Genomic DNA, 19663 nt, shown 5'->3' with positions numbered 1-19663 from the left:
TGCACAACCGAGGAGACATTCACATGACCAAGACAATTCTTATCACCGGCGCGACGGACGGGATCGGCCTTTTGACAGCCAAGACGCTGACTGCTGAGGGCCACAACGTCCTGTTGCACGGGCGCAGCGCGGACAAGTTGGAAGCCGCGGCACGCGAGGTCGGGGGCAATCCGGAAACCTTCCGCGCTGACCTTTCGCTGCTGGAGGATGTTAACGCCTTGGTGGCAGATGTCCGTGCCAAACATGACACCCTGGATGTGTTGATCAACAATGCCGGGGTTCTGAAGGTTCCCAACACACACACGGACAGCGGGCTGGATGTGCGTTTCATGGTCAACACAATCGCACCTTGGGCTTTGACCGTTGGCCTGCTGCCAATCGTCCCCAAAGACGGTCGCGTCGTAAGCCTTTCGTCAGCCGCGCAAGCCCCCGTCAACATCAAGGCCATGCGCGGTGAGCAACAACTTGGCCACAACGAGGCCTATGCGCAAAGCAAGCTGGCGTTGACAATCTGGTCGCAGGAATTGGCGCGCGAACACCCCGACGGGCCGATGTTTGTCTCGGTCAACCCGGGGTCTCTTCTTGCCACAAAAATGGTCAAGGAATCCTATGGAATGGCGGGCAATGACCTGCGGATCGGGGCTGACATCCTGCGCCGTGCGGCAGTGTCCGATGAATTCGCCAACGCCTCTGGGCAATATTACGACAACGATGCAGGACGCATCGCACGGCCCCATCCCGCAGCCGCCGACCGCGCACATGTTGCGCAACTGATGGCGGCTATTAGTGAGTTGGCTGGCGCTTGAGGCGTCTTAAAACGTTTGCCGATCAAGGGGATTGCGCATAAAGATAAGAGTCGGGAGGAGACGTGATGGGAGGTTTCATTACCTCAAATCAAACGGATGCGATTGCCGCATCCTGGGATCGGTGTGCGCGGCAGTATAACCTGCGGCACGATACCGGGCGGCCTATCATGCGCCTCCAATCCTCCGAAGTGGCCCCTCGACTTGAACAGATCGTCGAGAGCACCGGCGGCAGGCAAGGTTTCTTTCAACATCTCGCTTCGGTCGCGGGCGAAATCGGTCATTGTCTGGTTGTTACCGACGCCGATGGCGTCTCTGTTCGGATTGAGCATAGCGGGGCGACGAGTGGCTCTGACGGCTGGAATGGCATCGCCCTTGGGTCATGTTGGGACGAACGCCTGGCCGGTACAAACGGTGTATCCATGGCCTTACGGACGGGGAGCGCAGTCACCGTGCGTGGTGCGGATCATTACTTTTCGACGCTGAGGCAGTTCGCCTGTACCGGCGTTCCGATACTGGATGCCAACGGGGGGATGATTGGTGCAATCAATCTTGTCTCTGTCGATCGGGGTAATCGCGCAGATTATCTGTTCGGCCAGCAGCTATTGGCAAAGACCGCGCATCGCATTCAGCGCAACCTGTTTGAAAAGGAATTTAACGACGCGATGCTTGTCACCGTCTCGCGCGGGGGGCGCGATCACGTCCTGTCAGATGATGCTCTGGTCGCGGTGAATGAGGCAGGGATGATTATCGGTGCCACTTCGACGGTTTCCATCTGCCTTGACGGCGCAAACGCGGCATCGCTGAAAGGTCAGGCGTTCGAGGCAATCTTTAGCGTCGATAGCAATCGGCTGGTGAATGTGCCTGAAAGGGTGCTTTCCATACCAGGCAATCATGGGGCCAACGTAAACCTGACGGTTGCTTTGCCAAAGACCGCCGCGCCCCAACGGGTGTCCAAGCCGCTGTCGTCCGGCCCTGCGCGCAAACGGCGCTTGCCACCATCGCTACAGCAATTGGCGACCGGAAGTCACAGCATGGCTGCCGCCTGTCGCCGCGCGCAAGCGATGTTGGAAAACACAGCCATGTTGCACCTCGAAGGCGAAACCGGAACCGGGAAATCCGCGCTTGCGGCCGCATTGCTGCAAACCGATGCCCCTGACGCACCGGTTTTTGATCTGGATTGTGCGACGCTTGGCGACTGTGACGCCGACACAGACCATTTGCGCAGGGTCATTGAGCAAGCCCGCGTCGTTTCAAGAATGTCCTATGGCAACGCCGTTCGCACAACCTTGGTGTTTGACAATGTGGACGAGTTGCCGCGCGCTTCGCAGGCAGAGCTGCGACGTTTCCTGAATGAACAGGAAGAACACCGCCACCAAACGGATGACCTTGGCCAGGACAGCCGCCTGCGTGTGGTTTCCACCAGCCGCAAACCTTTGATAGACGCCGTCAACGCGGGCCATTTCAGAGACGACCTATTTTATCTTCTAACAGGCTCAAAGGTTTTCCTACCTCCCCTCCGCATGCGTGAACATCCCGAGGTTCTGGCACAGGCCCTGTGCGCGCAGCTGACTGGTCGTAACGTCACCTTCAGTGCCGAGGCCAAAGATGCGCTTTGTCGCCTGCCGTTCCATGGCAATGTCCGCGAAATGCGCGGCGCGCTTCAAAACGCATTGGCCACGGCACAGGACAACCGGATCAACCTGCTTGATTTGCAACAATCCGCGATAGCTGCCCCTCTGTCCACTGCCATACTCGCGCCGGCCTGCGCTACCGCACCTGCCAATCTGGTGCCTGTCTATGACGAGCGCAGCATGATTCTTGATGCGCTCAGCAACAGCCGGTGGAATGTCAGCGAAGCCGCTCGGATGCTTGGCATGGGGCGAGCGACAATCAACCGGAAACTAAAGCTATACGAAATCCGGAGGCCGACCTGAACTTTGGCCGGCCTGCCTTGTCCTAAATGTGGCTCGCCTTTTCATAAGCGGCCAAAAAAACGTTTGTGCTTCATTTCGCTAAGCCTCGGATGCCGAGTATGACGGAATGTGGATCACGATCACATTATAGGTCTTTCTGGTCATTCTTGGGCTCCTTAAAGACAGTCGTCGGCAGCGGCGTCAGCAAGGACACCGCCGCTATTGGTGGTGGTCAGGCAAGATCATCCTTGCCGTCGATAATGAAATGCACGCTGGTCGATCCCTTGTGGCGGGCTTCAAGATAGGGCGCATAGTCGGGGTCGTTTACGAAATCATGAGCCGCTTGCGTGTTTGGCCATTCAAGGATCACGCGCAGGGCTGCGGGCTGGTCTTCGCCCTCGACCTGTTCGTGGCTGGTTGTGCGCGCAATATACTTGCCGCCATGTTTGGCGATGATCTCGCCGACCGGCTCGATATAGCCGGGGATCCAGCTGTCGTCGGTGGGTGTTACGGCCAGTACTGAATAGGCTGTCATGGGTTGGATCCTCCTCTTTGGTATCGATTGCCCTTGTCGTTCACACGGGCCTGGGTTCAGGCCGCTCGGCGACCGAAATGCTGTGTTGCGCGCAGGATGTCGCGCTGTGCTATTTCATTGAGTGAAGCGGCCAATGTGTTCATCGGATCACGCAGCGACGGGATGGCCCTGTCCAACGTCGTGTGAACATTCTCATCGATTGGGCCAAGGGAAAGGTCACGGTGAAATGCATCGACGGCTGCTGCCCCGGCGGCCAGATCGCCCTCCACCAAAATCAGCGCATGGGCCAGAATGCGGCGCTGTCCATTGCCAACTGGGCGTATGCGCTGTGCCGTGCCAACGACTTTGCGGCGGTTCAGGGACAGGTTCCATGCGCCGTCGCAAAAGCTGTTCGGGGTCGCACCCGTGGTCCAACCGGCAGGGATTGCATCCTGAATGATCTGTGTAATCAGGCGGTATCCGTCCTCGATGGTGAATGTCCGATCAGCCGTAAACGCCAGCGCGAGGTTCAAAACCCCCGGTCCTTGGGGCACCGCACCGCCGCCCGTGGGGCGCAGATGCAACGGCCAGCCGCGCGTGGCTGAATCGCGTTTCGCCACGTCAAATCCGGGCCTGCGCCGGAGGCTCGCCGGACAAACAAGCGCGCGGCGACGCGGGCTCCAGAGACAGGTGAAAGCGCCCTGCGCCCTGAACGCCGCGGCCTCAAGGGCAAGCCCCTCGGCCACGCCCTCCACATATGTAAGGGCTGCGCTCACACCGCCATCCCTTCGATCTCTTCACAGATCGAGGTCAGCAGATCACCCGCCGGTGCACCATCAAGCGCGCGGTGATCAAAGGTCAACGACAGGCCTACATGAGGGCGCAACTCAATTCCGCCATCCGCGCCCCGCGCTGCGCGATCCGTCAGACGCCCGATACCAAGGATACAGATTTGCCCCGCATTGATAATCGGCGTGAAATGTTCCACCCGCGTCAGGCCAAGGTTCGAGACGGTGAATGTGCCGCCCGTCATTTCCGTCACGGTCAGCTTGTTCACCTTGGCCCGCGCGGCCAAATCCTGCCGCGCCGCACGCAATTCGGTCACATCCATCTCATCAGCGCCAAACATGGCAGGTGCGACCAAAAGATTACCGGGCAAGGCAATGGCAACCGACAGATCGACCGCATCAGGCAAATGCACCTCGCGTCCTTCGACCCGGCCATTTGCGTCGGGGTTCTTTTTCAGGGCGCGTACCACGGCCAGCATCAAAAGGTCCTCAACCGAGACCTTGGTGCCTGCCTCGCCCAAACGGACTTTCTCCGCCTTCAGGGCTGTCGCATCGGCGCTGCCGTGGTGGGTCAGCTGCGCGGCTGTCGCAAGGCTTTTGGTCATGGCATCCGCGATCATGCCGCGCACGCCTTTGAGGGGGACGACCTTGGTCATTCGACCGACCCGATGACGGCCCCCTTGGGCACAACGGTATCCGCCTCTTCCTTGATCCGCAGGATGCCAGAGGCCGGTGCGTTGATCTCGTATTGCACCTTGGCGGTCATGATCTCGACCACCAGCGCGCCTTCTTCGACGGTTGCGCCATCATTGGCAAGCCAGCCGGTGATCACTGTTTCTTCGTCCTCTTCCCAGAGGTCGGATGGGATGACGATATCTGTTGCCATTTGGAGTGTCCTTTCCTGTTCGGGGACGCGCTTCAGGCGCCCCCGTTGGTCTGTGAGTGGTGGGTATGTGTTGGCTCAGGCCGCTTGCATCTCGTCCCAGGCGGCGACGATCTTGTCAGGGTTGGGCAGGCAGAATTGCTCCATCACCCTCGCGAATGGGATCGGCACATCAGGGAAGGCAACGCGTTTCGGCGCGGCCTTGAGAACCGAGATATCATGCTCGGTCACGGATGCGATGATTTCGCCGGACAGACCATAGCTCATGTAGTCCTCGTCCACGACAATCAGCCTGCCGGTTTTGGCGACGCTGGCGCGGATGGTGTCACGGTCCAACGGCACAAGGCTGACAAGATCGACAACCTCGGCACTGACGCCCTGCGCTTCCAACGTTTTGGCCGCCTTGAGCGCATTATGAACGCCCATGCCACAACTGACGATCGATACATCCTTGCCTTCGCGAACGACCTTGGCCTTGCCGATTTCCAGCGTGTAGGGTTCTTCTGGGACATGCACAGTCGCGCCCGCCTCGGTGCCAAGCCAGCCCATGCCCTGCAGGCCCTTGTGGTACATGTAAACCACCGGACTGTCGTCGCGCATGGCGGCCGTCATCAACCCCTTGGCGTCATAGGCATTGGACGGGGCCACAACTTTCATCCCCGGCAAGTGGGCAAAGGTGCCGTACAGACATTGCGAATGCTGGCCACCGTCGGAATAGCCGCCACCGGTTGAGGTCATCAACACCATCGGCACTTTCACGTTGCCGCCGGAGAAATAGATATTCTTGGCCATCAGATTGTAGATCGCATCAAAGCAGACGCCAAAGAAGTCGACGAACATCAGCTCGACCACTGGGCGCATGCCATCCTGCGCCGCACCGACGGCGGCACCGATAAAGGCGGTTTCCGAAATCGGTGTGTCACGGATGCGTTCCGCCCCGAATTCCTCGATCAATCCGCGGGTGTTGCCATAGACGCCGCCCAAGGGGCCGATGTCCTCGCCCATCACAAAGACGGAGGGGTCGATGCGCATTTCCTGTGCGGTGGCTTCGGCCATAGCCCGGGCGATGGTCAATTTTCTTTCGTTCGATTTGGTCATGTCTTTTCCTCCCAATTATGCTGCGAACACACGCGTCAGCGCGTCTTCAGGTGCTGCATCATCGCTTTCGCGGGCGAATTTGATCGCTGCGTCAACGCGTGCGGCAGATTCTTCCTCGATCGTGTCCAGTTCCGCCTCGCTGGCGGCACCATCGGCAAGCAATCTTTCACGCATTTTGGGGATCGGATCCTTCTCAAATAGCGCGTCTTTTTCGCCTTTAGGGCGGTAGGCCTCGGCGTCCCCCATAAAGTGACCCGCTAAACGGTAGGTTTCACATTCCAGCAGCGATGGACCTTCACCCGCGCGCGCCCGTGCAATCGCCTCGCCCGCTGCTTCAAAGATGGCGTAGGGGTCGTTGCCCTCGATCCGTTTGCCGGGAATGCCGTAGGCCGCCGCGCGGTCTGCATGACTTGCGATGCTGCTGGCGGTTTTCTTGGCGACAGAAATGCCCCAGCCGTTATCCTCGACCACGCAGATAAAGGGTAGATTCCAAACGGCTGCGAGGTTCATCGCCTCGTGCCAGCCGCCCTGATTCACCGCACCTTCACCGACGAAGGCAACGGCAACACCCGGCTTACCCTGCATCTTGCGCGATAACGCGGCCCCCACCGCAGGCCCCATGCCCTGCGCGATAATGCCGGAACAGGCAAAGTTCACATCATCATCAAACAGATGCATATGCCCGCCGCGACCGCCAGATAGACCGGTTTTCTTACCGAAAATCTCGGCGGCCATTTTATCCAGATCAACGCCCTTGGCGATAGCCTGATGGTGTGGACGGTGGGTGGCTGTGACCACATCCTCGGGAGTCAGGTGCGCACAAACCCCCACCGCCACTGGCTCCTGCCCGTCGGACAGGTGCATTTCACCCGGGATCGGCCCATTGGCCATGTTGAACGCCGGTGATTTCCCCTCGAAATAGATCTTCGCAATGGCCTCTTCGAACCGACGGCTCGTGACCATATTGCGATACATCCAGTGTTGTTCTTCACGTGTTGGTGACATGAATTCCTCCTCCCATGTGCACGGCATCTCCCTGCCGCATTAACGCTATGGTTAGGATTGATCCTGTTAGGCCGCAAAACAACGGTGCTGACGCCCACGCGGGGCTTGATCGCGCAAACTGTCTCACCGTGAGACAGTTTGAGACACATTGAGCCAGAGCGTGACGCAAGTTCGGCAAGTGGCGGTGCGGTTTGCGCCCCGCAGGCAATGCCCGTCGTCCGAGGGGAATCAATAGCGCCACACTCATTTATATACAAAATCCGAATACTGAACCAATCTTTAGTATCTTTATTTGGATACGAAGTTAACTCAAGGTCTAGGGCATGAGGAAATCGACTTCCTCGGTTCACAACTCAAGCCTTGTGCAAAACAGGGCATAACAGCGGAGAGAAACAATGAAATACGAAAACTTCCAGACCTTTACTGCAAACCAGAACGGCGCGATCCTAACCGTGACCTTCGATTTCGGATCAGCCAACGTTCAGGGGCAAGAGATGCTCGCCGACCTTAACAGCCTTGCCATGCGGCTTGAACGAGACCGGGATACAAAGGTTGTCGTCTTCCAATCTGCACACCCAGAAATCTGGGTCGCGCACTACGATACCGAACTGCTGAAAGACATGTCGACACAGGCCGTGTCACGCGAGGACGCGCAGCTGCTGGACCTCCAAGCCATCTGCGAACGGATCAGCAAAGCCCCCCAAGCGACGATCGCCAAACTCGAAGGCTTTGCGCGCGGCGGCGGCCATGAACTGGCTCTGGCGCTCGACATGCGGTTCGCCGCACGCGGAAAATTCAAATTCATGCAAATGGAAGTCGGCATGGGCATTCTGCCCTGTGGTGGCGGCGCATCGCGTATGGCCCGACAGACTGGTCTGGGCAAAGCACTGGAAATCATCTTAAGCGCGAATGATTACGACGCAGATGATGCGGAACGGTTCGGCACAATAAACAAGGCGCTCGAGCCCGACGAGATCGGCCCATATGTTGACGCATTGGCCCAACGCATCTCCCAATTCCCAGCCGAGTCGATCAATGCCTGCAAACAGATGGTTTACGAATCCATCGACAAGCCCATCGATGAGGCCCTGAAAGCGGAGGCCTACTGGCTCTATCAGGCAACCAGCAAAACGCCTGCGGTCAAACGGTTCCAAATTGCGGATGACCAAGGCCTGGAACATGACATCGAGAACCAGCGCAACTGGGGCGAACTGGTCATGAAGGTTCAAGACATCACTTAAATTCCTCTGCGAGGCCACCACTCAGGAACCGCGCCGGTTTTCATGGCGCGGTTCTTTCTGTTTGGCCGCCCTCCTCGCGTGGATTGCGCCATTACCCTCAAAATCCGAAAACTGAACTCCGATTTCTACCAATTACCCCGCAAAACAACACGTGTTAGCTCAGTGGCAACAAACACATCGAAAGGAAAATCCGATGAAAACCATGGCCCTCTCCGAATACGGACCCGACTCCCCCTTTGCATTGACCGAGCTGCCCAAACCAACCGCGAGCGCCGGTCAGGTTATTGTCCGCGTGCAGGCAACTAGCATCAACACAATCGACACGATGATCCGCAACATGGGCACGGACCTTGGTTTTGCCCCCGCCGCCCCCGCTGTTCTGGGCATGGATTTCGCCGGCACGATCGAAGAGGTCGGCGAGGGTGTGAGCGGGTTCGCCGTAGGCGACGAAGTATATGGCTGTGCCGGTGGTCTGGCGGATCTTCAGGGCGCTCTGGCCGAATACATGCCCGCGGATGCAAGGCTGATCGCGAAAAAGCCGCAGTCCCTGTCCATGCGCGAAGCGGCCGCGATCCCGCTGGTCGGGATCACCGCCTATGAGGGGCTCAAGCGCGCTGGCGTTGGCAAAGGCCAGAAGGTGCTTGTCCATGGCGGTTCCGGCGGCGTTGGGCACATCGGCGTGCAACTGGCCCGGTCACTGGGGGCGGAGGTTTATGCCACCGACAGCGGCGATGAACGCCTCTCCGTTGTGCGCGACCTTGGTGCCGAACCGATCGATTTCAAGGCGGAAACCGTCGAGGATTATGTCGCCAAACACACAGGCGGCACAGGTTTTGATGCGGTGCTGGATACAGTCGGCGCTGGCAACCTGACGAACTCATTCAACGCGGTCGCCCTGAACGGCCACGTGGCCACCACCCTCGCGCTGGCGGAGCTTGACCTGTCCCCCGCCCACCTGAAGGGTGCCTCACTGCATGTCGTATTCATGCTGATCCCGATGCTGCACGACAAAGACCGTGCAGATCACGGTACGATCCTGGCCGAACTGGCAAAGCTGGTAGATAGCGGCGCACTGAAACCGGTGGTGGATGAGCCTCGGTTTGTCCTTGAAGAAGTCGGTGCAGCCTATGACCGACTTGCCAGCGGCAAGGCAATCGGCAAGGTGATCGTAGACGTATAACGCTCCACAAGGCGCGTTCGGCATTGCGCGGCGGGCTTCGGTTCGCTGCGCCATTCGTTTTCCGGGATAGGACTTCAAAGAAAAATTGCGCCCCAACCCAAACCGTCAATTATATACATTAACCGAATTTTGATTACTAAATACGGCCATTTATCACGCGGATGCATATCAATAAGTGTTGTGCAGCAAAGTTGCTCCAACATACTAAGGATGCCATCCAATGTCCCTTACCTCACTTAACCAAGCCCGTGCCGTTGCCCGCCCAACCCGGGAAGAAATGCTTAACCGTGATATCTCTGTCCAACATTTCTGGAACCAGAACCGCGATCTGTTCGAAAGCGCCTGGGCGGAATGGCAGGCGGAAAATGAGGCCAAGCTGCCCCAGCTGGACAGCTCCATTTTCGATCCGAAACTGCGCGCGGCCGTGGAACAGGCTTGGGCGGACCCGACAGCCGAAGGTGCGGTTAAGAACCTTTGGGAAGAAGTATTCCCCGGCGTCTATCGCGCCCAATTTTTTGATGTTGAACGCCTGGCCGCCCTGCGTGAATACCTTGATGGCGTTGCCGATGCGGACATCCCATTGCGCCCCCCTTACGGGATCGTGTTGAACCGCGGTGGTGCTATGCTTGACCCTCGCTCCGAAGGGTATCTTGCCGCGCCCGGGTTTCAAGGCTTCTACCGCGAGATGATGGACGCCTACATGCGGCCCGTGTCTCGTCTGCTGTTTCCTGACGTTGTGGGCTACGACACACAGACATTCGGATTCTCTATCCGGTGGCAGGCCAGCAAGGATACATCCTTGCGCCCCCATTCTGATGCCTCTGCGGTTACATTGAATATCAACCTGAACCTGCCAGGCGAAGGTTATTCCGGCTCTGCCGTCAGCTTCATTGATCCGGTTTCACGCCGCGTTGAAAAACTGACGTTTGAGCCCGGTACCGCCCTGATCCACCACGGCAGCGTCCCCCATGCGTCCGAGCCGATCACTGAAGGCGAACGTTATAACTTTGTTTTGTGGCTGTATGGTCAACACGGACAAATCCCGCATGACGGCATCCCGACGCCGCAAATCTCGGCCAAAGACAGGTGGTCGGTACCAACGGAAGAATTTGACAACTTCGCGCCGTTCTAAGGCCGGGTTGTCCCTTAAGATAGCGACACATTCGGGCGGTTCAGGTCGCCCGAATGTGCGAGGGGAATAACTTGCGGCACACCTGTAATATAAGATGCATTGAGCGTCTGTGCATCTTGCGTCTATCCTCATCAACAGAGATGCGACGCGACAGGAGCAATCAACGAACAGCTAAAAAGGACGCCGAGCATGGAAAGCTTTGCCAACGATCTTAGTCAGATGCAGCGGACGCCCCTGCAGGCGGACCATGTCGAAGCGCTACGAGAGGTTGGAACGATGCGGACTTATGGCGCAGGCGACACGATCATTCGACCCGGTGATCCGCTGGAGGAACTGCTTTATATTGAAAGCGGGGAGACAGAGGTTGTGCATCCGATTACGCAGGACCGGACAATCGCGGCCACGATGGGAGCATCGCAGTTTACCGGTGAAATCGGGACGCTGTCCGGTGCGGTGTCAATGATCCAGATGCGAGCGTGCAAAGACTCCACGGTGATCGTCGTTACGAATACCGATCTGATTAAACTGATGTCCCGCATCCCCGAGATGAGCGATATTATTCTGACTGTCTTTGCCGCCAGACGCCGCGGGAACGTCGAGCATGGACAAACCGAGCTCAAATTGATCGGCGCGGATGTCGACAAGAGCAATCAGAAGATCGCCATCTTTGCACAGCGCAACCGGATCGCGGCGCAAATGATTGATCTTGAAAGCGCCGAAGCTGACGCGGAACGCACAAGCTGTGATTTGCAAGGCTGTGGCCCTGCGGTGATTTTCGGCGGTAAGGTGATCGACGGTCCGACCCCGGAAAAACTCGCACGGACCCTGGGGCTTGAGCTGGTGATCCCGAACGACGAAGTGGTCGATGTCCTGATTGTCGGGGGCGGGCCCGCGGGCGTGGCTGCGGGGGTCTATGCCGGTGCTGAAGGGATGACCGCAATCGTCGCCGAAGATCTTGCCATCGGTGGGCAGGCTGGCACCTCCAGCCGGATCGAAAACCACATGGAGTTTCCAACGGGCATTTCTGGTGGTGACCTTGTGTGGCGCGGCGAGGTTCAAGCGATGAAGTTCGGCACCCGCTTTGCCATGCCATTGCGGATCGAGGCATTGGCCTGTCGCGATGACCGCTTTTATGCGACTTGTTCGAACGGGCGCGTCTTGTGTGCGCGCTCCATCGTCGTGGCAACGGGGGTGCAATATCGCAAACTGCCGATCCCGCGATTGGAAGAATTCGAGGGCGCAGGCGTCTACTATGCCGCCACAGAGATGGAAGCGAGGTTCTGTCGCAACTCCGAGGCCATCATTGTGGGCGGCGGTAATTCGGCGGGGCAAGCGGCCATGTTCCTCAGCCGCGCGGCGGCGCACGTGCATCTGCTGGTGCGCTCCGGCAGCCTTGCCGCGTCTATGTCGGATTATCTGTCGTCGCGCCTTGAGGCCGACCCAAGGATCACGATCCACTACCAAAGCGAAATTGCCGAATTGCATGGCGACGACAGGCTATCCGCCGTGACGGTGAACAACAAAGCCGACGGCACGCAACATCGCTATGACAGCCGCGCGGTTTTCATCATGGCGGGGGCTGCGCCCAATACTGATTGGCTGGCCGGACATGCTGCGCTGGATGACAAGGGCTTCGTTCTGACCGGAACCGAAAACGGTGGCCGGTCGCCATTCGAAACATCGACCCACGGCATTTTTGCAGTGGGCGACGTGCGGTCCGGCTCGGTCAAGCGCGTGGCGTCATCGGTGGGCGAAGGGTCGGTTGTGATGAGTGCGGTCTGGAGTCATTTGAACCGATAAATCTCAGACCAGAATTTGACGGAGTTCCTCATGCAAGTAGATTTTGAAGACGGCTGGACAAGCGGGCGCTATATCATCCGCACCAAGGACGGCGAGGCCGTGTCGACGTTCTCCAAAGCTGGGGAAAAGATCGTCATCACCGACCACACCGAAGTGGACGACGCCCTGCGTGGCCTCGGGTACGGAGAGGTGCTGATGGAACACATTGTCACTGACATGCGCTCACAAGGCAAAAAGATCGTGCCACTATGCCCGTTCGCCGCTTCTCAGTTTCGTAAACACCCCGAATGGGCTGACATGCTAAATTAGGTTTCTATAGCGTAGAGAAACCTGAAACCTTTGGCAGACGCCTGCCTTGCCATGGAGAAACTGACGTAGATAAAACAGCCAAGCCCCCTCGACTACGACTGTTTTTTCAGCCCTTTAACACGTTTCTGTCGGTTGATCACTCTGTGTTCAAAACCCTATTCGCACCGTTTACTTTCAGGCAAATTCCAATTGGAACGGACAAAATTCAACTGACGGCTTTGGTACATCGAGAAACTGGACCGCCGCACTGAACGTCTCCTTTTTCAAGTTGTCCAATTTAGTTTACGTACGCAGCGAAGGTCCGCAATCCGCCCACTCCGCAGCACAAGGCCAGCCAAGCTCAGTTTCTGAATAGTCACTTCGAGCCGGCTGCAGGTGCCACCCCTGCGGCTTACTCAGCCAAGGCTTCGGTCACTGCAATCTCTGCCATTTTCAGGACTGCCTCACGCGATGCGGCCACGGCGATGAAGCGGCCGTTGTGGCAGAATTTCGCGCCTGCCACACCGCTGGCGGCTTCAAGCGCCGCATCGGTCAGCCCTGCCCATGCGGCTGGTAAATCAGCGCGGTTATCGAACGTGTCATCGCCGACGCGGATCGTGGTCAGCGCCCAGTCATCGCCACGCGGGTGGATGACGAACAACAAATGATCGGCGCCTGCCTTTTCGACGCCCGCACGAAACGGCATGCCCATCGGCAGCTCCAGAACCCGGCCTTCGCCAGCGGCCTCTATGGCCGTCATCACCATGGCCTCGGCCCGAAACTTTGCGGCTTTGCGCTTGATCTGCGCCTCGACGAATGCGCGCGCCACCGGCAGGGCGGCCATAAAAGCGCGATCATCGGCACCTTCTTCGCGATCATCAAACACGGTCTTCAGGCTTTCGAGCAGGACCGGCAGTGTCATGCCCGAAAACAGCGGCCCCGCCTCGGAGGTGTTCACGGCACCATTATCGACCAGATCAACCGGTAGAACGAAACCGCGATCGAAGGAGGCATGAATCGCCTCGACATCTTTCTCGGGCACATCCATCGCACGTAAATAGTCGCGGCCATATTGCGCCCAGATCAGACCGAACGAGCTATAGGGCTGGCCATCTTCGCGCAGCGGATTGGGCCGCTGGTGGTGATCAAATATCTGCGCGGCGGCATCAAAATCGCCGCCAACGTCATAAATAATCCTGTTCTCGGTAGGTGTGATCCACGTCTTGTCCCGCGTTCGGACCAGCTCGGCCTCCGGAAACAGCCGTGTCAGGATGACCGAGGACAAAAGCTCGTCGGCATGGAAGCCACCGGAATGGGTGACAAGGTGGGTGATGGTCATCAGATGCAGGCTCCAGCCGGATTTAAAGTAATTTGGGCGACCAATGAGGCCGCCCGTCAGGTCGATGCGAATGTGGGGATGCGCGGGATTCCGGGGCAATCCTTATCATGCGGCGCAACCAAGGCGAACCACGGCATATAGGCATCAGATCATCTTCGCGGGATCTTCACCCCGATTTCGCGACAACCTTGTCCCGATTTACACAGGCTTAGTGCGTCCAAACGCTGCGGCGGTTCGTGGCGAAATTCTCACCATATCCACCGGGGCGCACATTGGGTTTGCGCACCTTCGGTTCGATCACCGTCGCTTCGATCCCATGCTCAAGCGCATATTCGACGGCCTCTTCTTTACTGTCGAATTTCAACTTCACCTGCGCTTGCGTGTCTGTGGATGACGTCCACCCCATCAAAGGATCGACCTCGCGCGCCGAAGCAGGCATATGCTCCAACACCCAATGTTTGGTTTTGGCCGTGCCCGAGGACATGGCTGATTTGGCAGGCTTGTAAATACGCGCAGGCATGGCAACTCTCCTTATGCGCTGTGGTTATCCCAAATGCCGCCCCGCTCGGCAAGGTGCGAAATGCCGGGATATGTCCGCAATCTTGCGCTTTCCCGCCAATCCATCGTGCCAAAGGGTTGCCAAGCGCCCACAAGGGGGTTGTATGAGAACAAAGACAGATCATGTTAAGAGGTCTGAAAAAGGGAAATCCGATGTCCTACGCCCATAACGACAACCTGCCGCCGATGATGCACGCCGCTGCACCGGATGTGAAGAACCGCCCGAAATTGGAGGGTGGGAAAGCGTTCGTTTTGCATACGGAGTTTGAACCGGCAGGGGACCAACCCACGGCGATTGCGGAACTGTCCGGCGGGTTGAAAGAGGGCGAGCATGATCAGGTTCTGCTGGGCGCGACGGGCACCGGCAAAACCTTTACCATGGCCAAAGTCATCGAGGGCACCCAACGCCCCGCGATCATCCTTGCCCCGAATAAAACCCTCGCGGCGCAGCTATATGGCGAATTCAAAGGCTTCTTCCCCGACAACGCGGTGGAATATTTCGTCTCCTATTACGACTATTATCAACCCGAAGCCTATGTGGCGCGCTCCGATACGTTCATCGAAAAAGAGAGCCAGATCAACGAACAAATCGACCGCATGCGCCATTCGGCGACGCGGGCGCTGCTGGAGCGTGACGATGTGATCATCATCGCCTCGGTGTCGTGCATTTACGGCATCGGTTCGGTCGAAACCTATGGTGCAATGACCCAGGATCTCAAGGTTGGGCAAAGTTACGATCAACGCGCGGTCATGGCCGATCTGGTTGCGCAGCAATACCGCCGCAATGACGCCGCCTTCACCCGCGGGTCCTTTCGTGTGCGCGGCGACAGTTTGGAGATCTTTCCCGCCCACCTTGAGGACCGCGCATGGAAATTGTCGTTTTTTGGCGAGGAATTGGAAAGCATCACCGAATTCGACCCGCTCACCGGTGAGAAAACCGGCAGTTTCGATCAAATCCGCGTCTACGCCAATTCGCATTACGTCACGCCAAAACCGACGATGAATCAGGCCATCATCGGTATCAAGAAAGAGCTGCGCCAGAGGCTCGACCAATTGGTGAACGAGGGCAAATTGTTGGAAGCGCAGCGGTTGGAGCAGCGGTGCACTTTTGATCTAGAGATGCTCGAAGCTACGGGGGTCTGCAACGGCATCGAGAATTATTCGCGCTATCTGACCGGCCGTGCACCCGGCGAGCCGCCCCCCACCCTGTTCGAATTCATTCCCGACAATGCCATCGTTTTTGCCGATGAATCCCACGTCTCGGTGCCGCAAATCGGCGCCATGTACAAAGGTGACTTTCGGCGCAAATCGGTTTTGGCCGAACACGGGTTCCGCTTGCCGTCCTGCATGGACAACCGCCCGCTGAAGTTCGAGGAATGGGACGCGATGCGCCCGCAGTCGGTTTTCGTCTCGGCCACCCCATCGAAATGGGAGTTGGAACAATCCGGCGGCGTTTTTGCCGAACAGGTGATCCGTCCCACCGGGCTTTTGGATCCAATGATCGAAATTCGTCCGGTGAACACCCAAGTGGATGATTTACTGGATGAAATCCGCAAGGTTGCGGCCCAAGACATGCGCGTTTTGGTCACCACGTTGACCAAACGCATGTCCGAAGACCTGACCGAATATCTGCATGAACAGGGGATTCGCGTGCGCTATATGCACTCGGATATCGACACGATTGAACGCATCGAAATCCTGCGCGATTTGCGGCTCGGGGCGTTTGATGTGCTGATCGGGATTAACCTGTTGCGCGAGGGGTTGGACATTCCCGAATGCGGTTTGGTGGCCATTCTGGACGCGGACAAAGAGGGCTTTTTGCGCTCTGAAACCTCATTGATCCAAACCATTGGCCGCGCCGCGCGTAACGCCGAAGGCCGCGTGATCATGTATGCCGACCGCATCACCGGATCGATGGAACGCGCCATGGGCGAAACCGACCGCCGCCGCGCCAAGCAAATCGCTTATAACGAGGAGCACGGCATCACCCCGGCAACGGTGAAAAAGAACGTCGAGGACATTCTGGCGGGCCTTTACAAAGGCGATGTGGATATGAACCGCGTCACCGCCACCATCGATAAACCGATGCATGGCGCCAATCTGGAGGCGCATCTCGACGGGCTGCGCCAAGATATGCGCAAAGCCGCCGAGAACCTCGAATTTGAAGAGGCCGCCCGCCTGCGCGACGAGGTCAAACGGTTGGAGGCGGTCGATTTGGTGGTCTCCGACGACCCGCTGGCACGGCAATCGGCGGTCGAAGCCGCCGTCGAACAATCCGCCGCCAAACGCGGGCGCTCCACCGGCGGACGCGGCGGGCAACGGGGTGGCAAGCCGAGGCGCGCGAAGCGTTAGGATGTATTGGCTTTTTCTACCCGTAAACCCTTAAAGAAACCAAGCACTTCCTCGTTCAACTTCAAGTCACACCAACTGTGGATAGGAAAGATTCCCCATTTGAGAGGATCACCACTCTTTGGGTCCGCAAAGATCTTATCCTTAATTTCTGCGACGTAGCGTGTTTCAAACACACCAAAGCTAGATGGACCGTCATCCACACATTTGAAAAATCCATGTGCAACAAGATCAGCAAATTGTAGCAACGGTTCCTCGCCCTTTGCTTTGGCTTGGATGGAATAAGGGTTTACGTACCTCAAATATTCAGTACCAGCATTCCGAAGGGTCCGCCTGCACTTTGAGATCAGGGCTCGAAGCTTACCATAATCAAAACCGCCATCCTCAAAAATGACCTCCAAATGCTCTTCCTTGAGATCATGCGTGGCCATAAATCGCCCAACTCGTTCAAGTAGATATTGGGCACACTTATTGTAATACATTTTATCGTTTTTCCCAATCTCCTCGCGGTATTCCCCTAGGGTCTCTTTTCTTGAGATAACGGCGAAAATTTTGACCCTGCAGCTCGCTAACACTTTTGCGAACCTGACAATCTGGACATGGTTGAGTTTAGAACAATGCAAGTCCTTCTTGCCAAACTCGTCGACCAAACGTTGCAAGTCCAATCGATACTCGACCAGTTTACTGTTTGGGATCAACACGCCAGCCATCGTCATATACGGGGAGGCACCACCACGCATCTCATCTCTAATTTTGGTAATCCCAGATTGCCCACTCTCATCGACAAACAATGTGTAATTCAATGTGACACCTACTACTATTTTATCCCTTTGAAGCTGCCACATGTTCCACGTTAACCCCATGCCCAAATCTGTGATTTGGACAGCGCCCGACCCTCCCCACGGGAGGGCGCTGCGCACCCACCCAGGGTCAGGCGCACCGTGCTTGTGGGCGAAGATGCGCCCTCAAACATGATCCGGACGCCACCGTTTAAAGACCCACCTCCGCATCAAATCCGGTTAACCAGTTAACCAACCCCCTACAAACAAGGGGTTTCTACCCTTTCGTATAAGTGACCGCCGGACGCGCATCCCCTACAATGGATGACAGACGTAAAGACACGCCTGCCGTCTCTCTCCGGTCCGCTGCTTTGACGATCTTCTCATGATTGACACGGTATGGGCCGCAAGATGCGGGTTTCCTCCGACGCATCCCTGCGCGCCCATCCCTTGTCGGGACAACGGATAAGAGCACAAACATGCGTATTCTCATTTCAGACACCAATTGGGCCACCTGCACCATCGCCCATGACCTGCGGTCCGCCGGGTTTTACGTCTCAATTGCCAATGATGGAGCAGAGCTGATCGAGATCGCTCGCAACGGTATGCAGGATGCTGTTTTGTTTGATCTTGACCTACCGGACATGCGCGGCAAAGAGATTTTGCACAGCCTCCGCGCAATCTTGCCACATACACCAATCTGCGCCACGGCCGCACAGGCGGACATCGAGACGCAGCGCATGATGATGGATCTCGGCGCAAGCACTCTCATCCGTCATGATACCGATCCCGCCGTGATCGCCGCACAGCTGCGAGCCTATGTGCGCCGCAGCGCCGGGTTCAGCACCCCTATCGTGCGAACCGGCCATATGGAGGTCAACCTGACCACCCAATCGGTCCAAATCAACGGCAGCCCCATGCAGTTGACCCGCTTTGAATATGAAGTGATTGAAATGCTAACCCTGCGCGGCGGCAGCTTGAGCGCCCGCGAAACGATCACGTCGCAACTCGGCGCATGGGAAGAAAAACCAGACACCAACATGATTGATGTGCATCTCGGTCGCATCCGCTCGAAAATGGCCGCATTGGGCGCAACAGAGGAGGTGTTCCCCACACGCGTTGCGCGCGGGTTCCGGATCGCGCCACAAGAGGCCACATCAATGGACGCCTGTTCCTACAGTGAAAAAGGCGCGGATAACCGCGCGTGCCGCCAAGGCGAAACCACCCATCGCCACAGCTCTTCTGCGCAGGATATCGCCCCACCCCACATATATTAAGATCCCGTTTACCAGTTTTAACTAACCTTAACGCATAAAGGAGGCGGTATGCTCCGGTTGGTCGTTTTGTTTGCGCTTCTCGCGAACCCGCTTTTTGCGGGCGCTTGGCCGCGCGGACAGGGCAACGGATTTGCCTCCGTCAGCTTCCAATTGACCGACCGGGATTTCCTGCCGCCCGTCAACACATATACCGCCCTGTATCTTGAATATGGTGTCACCGATAAAATCACCCTCGGCCTCGATACAGGCCGCGGCGTGTCGGGCAAAAACAAGACGATCCTCTTTGCCAGCCATCCGCTGTTAAGCACGAACAATGGCCATAAGTTTGGCGTTGATCTGGGATTTGGATATCTGGCCGGTGAACCCGCCATCCGCCCTGGTCTTTCGTATGGCAAAGGCTTCAGCACCGACAAAGGTTCGGGATGGGTCGCCGTCGATACCGTGATGGAATACACACTTACCACCGGGCGGGTCGACCTCAAAAGCGACATCACCTTTGGCCTTTCCTATCACCCGACAATGAAAACCATTTTGCAATTGCAAACCGGCATTTCGGCCCTCGACCCGCCCTTCGCCCGGTTTGCCCCGTCCTTCGTATTCAAGACCGGCGAGCAAACCAACATCGAGGTCGGGCTGGCCGTCGGGCTTGTCGGGGACAATAACTATGGGTTCAAGGTCGGCATGTGGCGGGATTTCTGACCGCCATAACAAAA

19 protein-coding genes are annotated in these 19663 nt (G+C 57.4%); 10 read left to right on the top strand and 9 right to left on the bottom strand.

Annotated elements, in window-relative coordinates:
- The first annotated feature begins 23 nt into the window (after positions 1–23).
- Both DI396_RS07540 and DI396_RS07535 read left to right on the top strand, forming a co-directional pair.
- The gene (locus tag DI396_RS07540; RefSeq protein WP_110795583.1) at positions 24–806 is read left to right on the top strand and encodes an SDR family NAD(P)-dependent oxidoreductase; all 783 of its coding nucleotides are present in this window, start codon (positions 24–26) and stop codon (positions 804–806) included.
- A gap of 167 nt (positions 807–973) precedes the next feature.
- Positions 974–2740, top strand: a complete 1767-nt coding sequence (locus DI396_RS07535; protein WP_162617178.1) for a sigma-54-dependent Fis family transcriptional regulator — start codon at positions 974–976, stop codon at positions 2738–2740.
- 211 nt (positions 2741–2951) lie between these two features.
- On the opposite strand, the gene DI396_RS07530 is transcribed toward DI396_RS07535, so the two are convergent.
- The 6 genes from DI396_RS07530 to DI396_RS07505 form a co-directional block, all read right to left on the bottom strand.
- A complete protein-coding gene (locus DI396_RS07530) occupies positions 2952–3254 on the bottom strand; it encodes a DUF1330 domain-containing protein (RefSeq protein ID WP_110795581.1) in 303 nt (100 codons plus the stop codon).
- 56 nt (positions 3255–3310) lie between these two features.
- Positions 3311–4009 (bottom strand): lipoyl protein ligase domain-containing protein, encoded by a 699-nt coding sequence (locus DI396_RS07525; protein ID WP_110795580.1) that lies wholly within the window; start codon positions 4007–4009, stop codon positions 3311–3313.
- Positions 4006–4677, bottom strand: a complete 672-nt coding sequence (locus tag DI396_RS07520) for a 2-oxo acid dehydrogenase subunit E2 (RefSeq protein ID WP_110795579.1) — start codon at positions 4675–4677, stop codon at positions 4006–4008. Before DI396_RS07520 ends, DI396_RS07525 begins: the two co-directional genes overlap by 4 nt.
- Positions 4674–4907, bottom strand: coding sequence for a biotin/lipoyl-containing protein (locus DI396_RS07515; RefSeq protein WP_110795578.1), 234 nt, complete (start codon positions 4905–4907; stop codon positions 4674–4676). The genes DI396_RS07520 and DI396_RS07515 overlap by 4 nt, the downstream gene beginning before the upstream one ends.
- 75 nt (positions 4908–4982) lie before the next feature.
- The gene (locus DI396_RS07510) at positions 4983–6002 is read right to left on the bottom strand and encodes an alpha-ketoacid dehydrogenase subunit beta (protein ID WP_110795577.1); all 1020 of its coding nucleotides are present in this window, start codon (positions 6000–6002) and stop codon (positions 4983–4985) included.
- Positions 6003–6017: 15 nt separating this feature from the next.
- Positions 6018–7007 (bottom strand): thiamine pyrophosphate-dependent dehydrogenase E1 component subunit alpha, encoded by a 990-nt coding sequence (locus DI396_RS07505; RefSeq protein WP_235851779.1) that lies wholly within the window; start codon positions 7005–7007, stop codon positions 6018–6020.
- Between the two features lie 395 nt (positions 7008–7402).
- Between DI396_RS07505 and DI396_RS07500 the strand changes: the two genes are divergently transcribed.
- The 5 genes from DI396_RS07500 (at position 7403) to DI396_RS07480 (ending at position 12669) form a co-directional block, all read left to right on the top strand.
- The gene (locus tag DI396_RS07500) at positions 7403–8248 is read left to right on the top strand and encodes an enoyl-CoA hydratase/isomerase family protein (RefSeq protein WP_110795575.1); all 846 of its coding nucleotides are present in this window, start codon (positions 7403–7405) and stop codon (positions 8246–8248) included.
- Positions 8249–8441: 193 nt separating this feature from the next.
- Entirely contained in the window at positions 8442–9428 is a 987-nt protein-coding gene (locus tag DI396_RS07495) for a zinc-dependent alcohol dehydrogenase family protein (RefSeq protein ID WP_110795574.1), read from the top strand.
- Positions 9429–9648: 220 nt separating this feature from the next.
- The gene (locus DI396_RS07490) at positions 9649–10560 is read left to right on the top strand and encodes a 2OG-Fe(II) oxygenase family protein (RefSeq protein WP_110795573.1); all 912 of its coding nucleotides are present in this window, start codon (positions 9649–9651) and stop codon (positions 10558–10560) included.
- Positions 10561–10749: 189 nt separating this feature from the next.
- The gene (locus tag DI396_RS07485) at positions 10750–12360 is read left to right on the top strand and encodes an FAD-dependent oxidoreductase (protein WP_110795572.1); all 1611 of its coding nucleotides are present in this window, start codon (positions 10750–10752) and stop codon (positions 12358–12360) included.
- A gap of 30 nt (positions 12361–12390) precedes the next feature.
- Positions 12391–12669, top strand: a complete 279-nt coding sequence (locus DI396_RS07480) for a GNAT family N-acetyltransferase (protein WP_110795571.1) — start codon at positions 12391–12393, stop codon at positions 12667–12669.
- 391 nt (positions 12670–13060) lie between these two features.
- On the opposite strand, the gene DI396_RS07475 is transcribed toward DI396_RS07480, so the two are convergent.
- Both DI396_RS07475 and DI396_RS07470 read right to left on the bottom strand, forming a co-directional pair.
- Positions 13061–13987 carry an MYG1 family protein gene (locus DI396_RS07475; protein WP_110795570.1) on the bottom strand — a complete coding sequence of 309 codons (927 nt, stop codon included), beginning with the start codon at positions 13985–13987 and terminating at the stop codon, positions 13061–13063.
- A gap of 208 nt (positions 13988–14195) precedes the next feature.
- Positions 14196–14507 (bottom strand): ETC complex I subunit, encoded by a 312-nt coding sequence (locus DI396_RS07470; RefSeq protein WP_110795569.1) that lies wholly within the window; start codon positions 14505–14507, stop codon positions 14196–14198.
- 191 nt (positions 14508–14698) lie between these two features.
- Here DI396_RS07470 and uvrB point away from each other — a divergent pair, with 191 nt between their 5' ends.
- Positions 14699–16897, top strand: coding sequence for an excinuclease ABC subunit UvrB (uvrB, locus tag DI396_RS07465; protein ID WP_110795568.1), 2199 nt, complete (start codon positions 14699–14701; stop codon positions 16895–16897).
- On the opposite strand, the gene DI396_RS07460 is transcribed toward uvrB, so the two are convergent.
- Positions 16894–17739, bottom strand: coding sequence for a DUF3800 domain-containing protein (locus DI396_RS07460; protein ID WP_162617176.1), 846 nt, complete (start codon positions 17737–17739; stop codon positions 16894–16896). The two genes, uvrB and DI396_RS07460, sit on opposite strands and share 4 nt — an antisense overlap.
- Before the next feature lie 413 nt (positions 17740–18152).
- Here DI396_RS07460 and DI396_RS07455 point away from each other — a divergent pair, with 413 nt between their 5' ends.
- Both DI396_RS07455 and DI396_RS07450 read left to right on the top strand, forming a co-directional pair.
- Entirely contained in the window at positions 18153–18950 is a 798-nt protein-coding gene (locus tag DI396_RS07455; RefSeq protein WP_110795566.1) for a response regulator transcription factor, read from the top strand.
- Positions 18951–18998: 48 nt separating this feature from the next.
- Positions 18999–19649 (top strand): hypothetical protein, encoded by a 651-nt coding sequence (locus DI396_RS07450; RefSeq protein WP_110795565.1) that lies wholly within the window; start codon positions 18999–19001, stop codon positions 19647–19649.
- Positions 19650–19663 lie beyond the last annotated feature (14 nt).

This window comes from Litorivita pollutaquae (genome assembly GCF_003205515.1).
Classification (GTDB): domain Bacteria; phylum Pseudomonadota; class Alphaproteobacteria; order Rhodobacterales; family Rhodobacteraceae; genus Litorivita; species Litorivita pollutaquae.
Note: the sequence above shows the minus strand (reverse complement) of the source record. Positions and strands in the feature narration are given on the sequence as shown.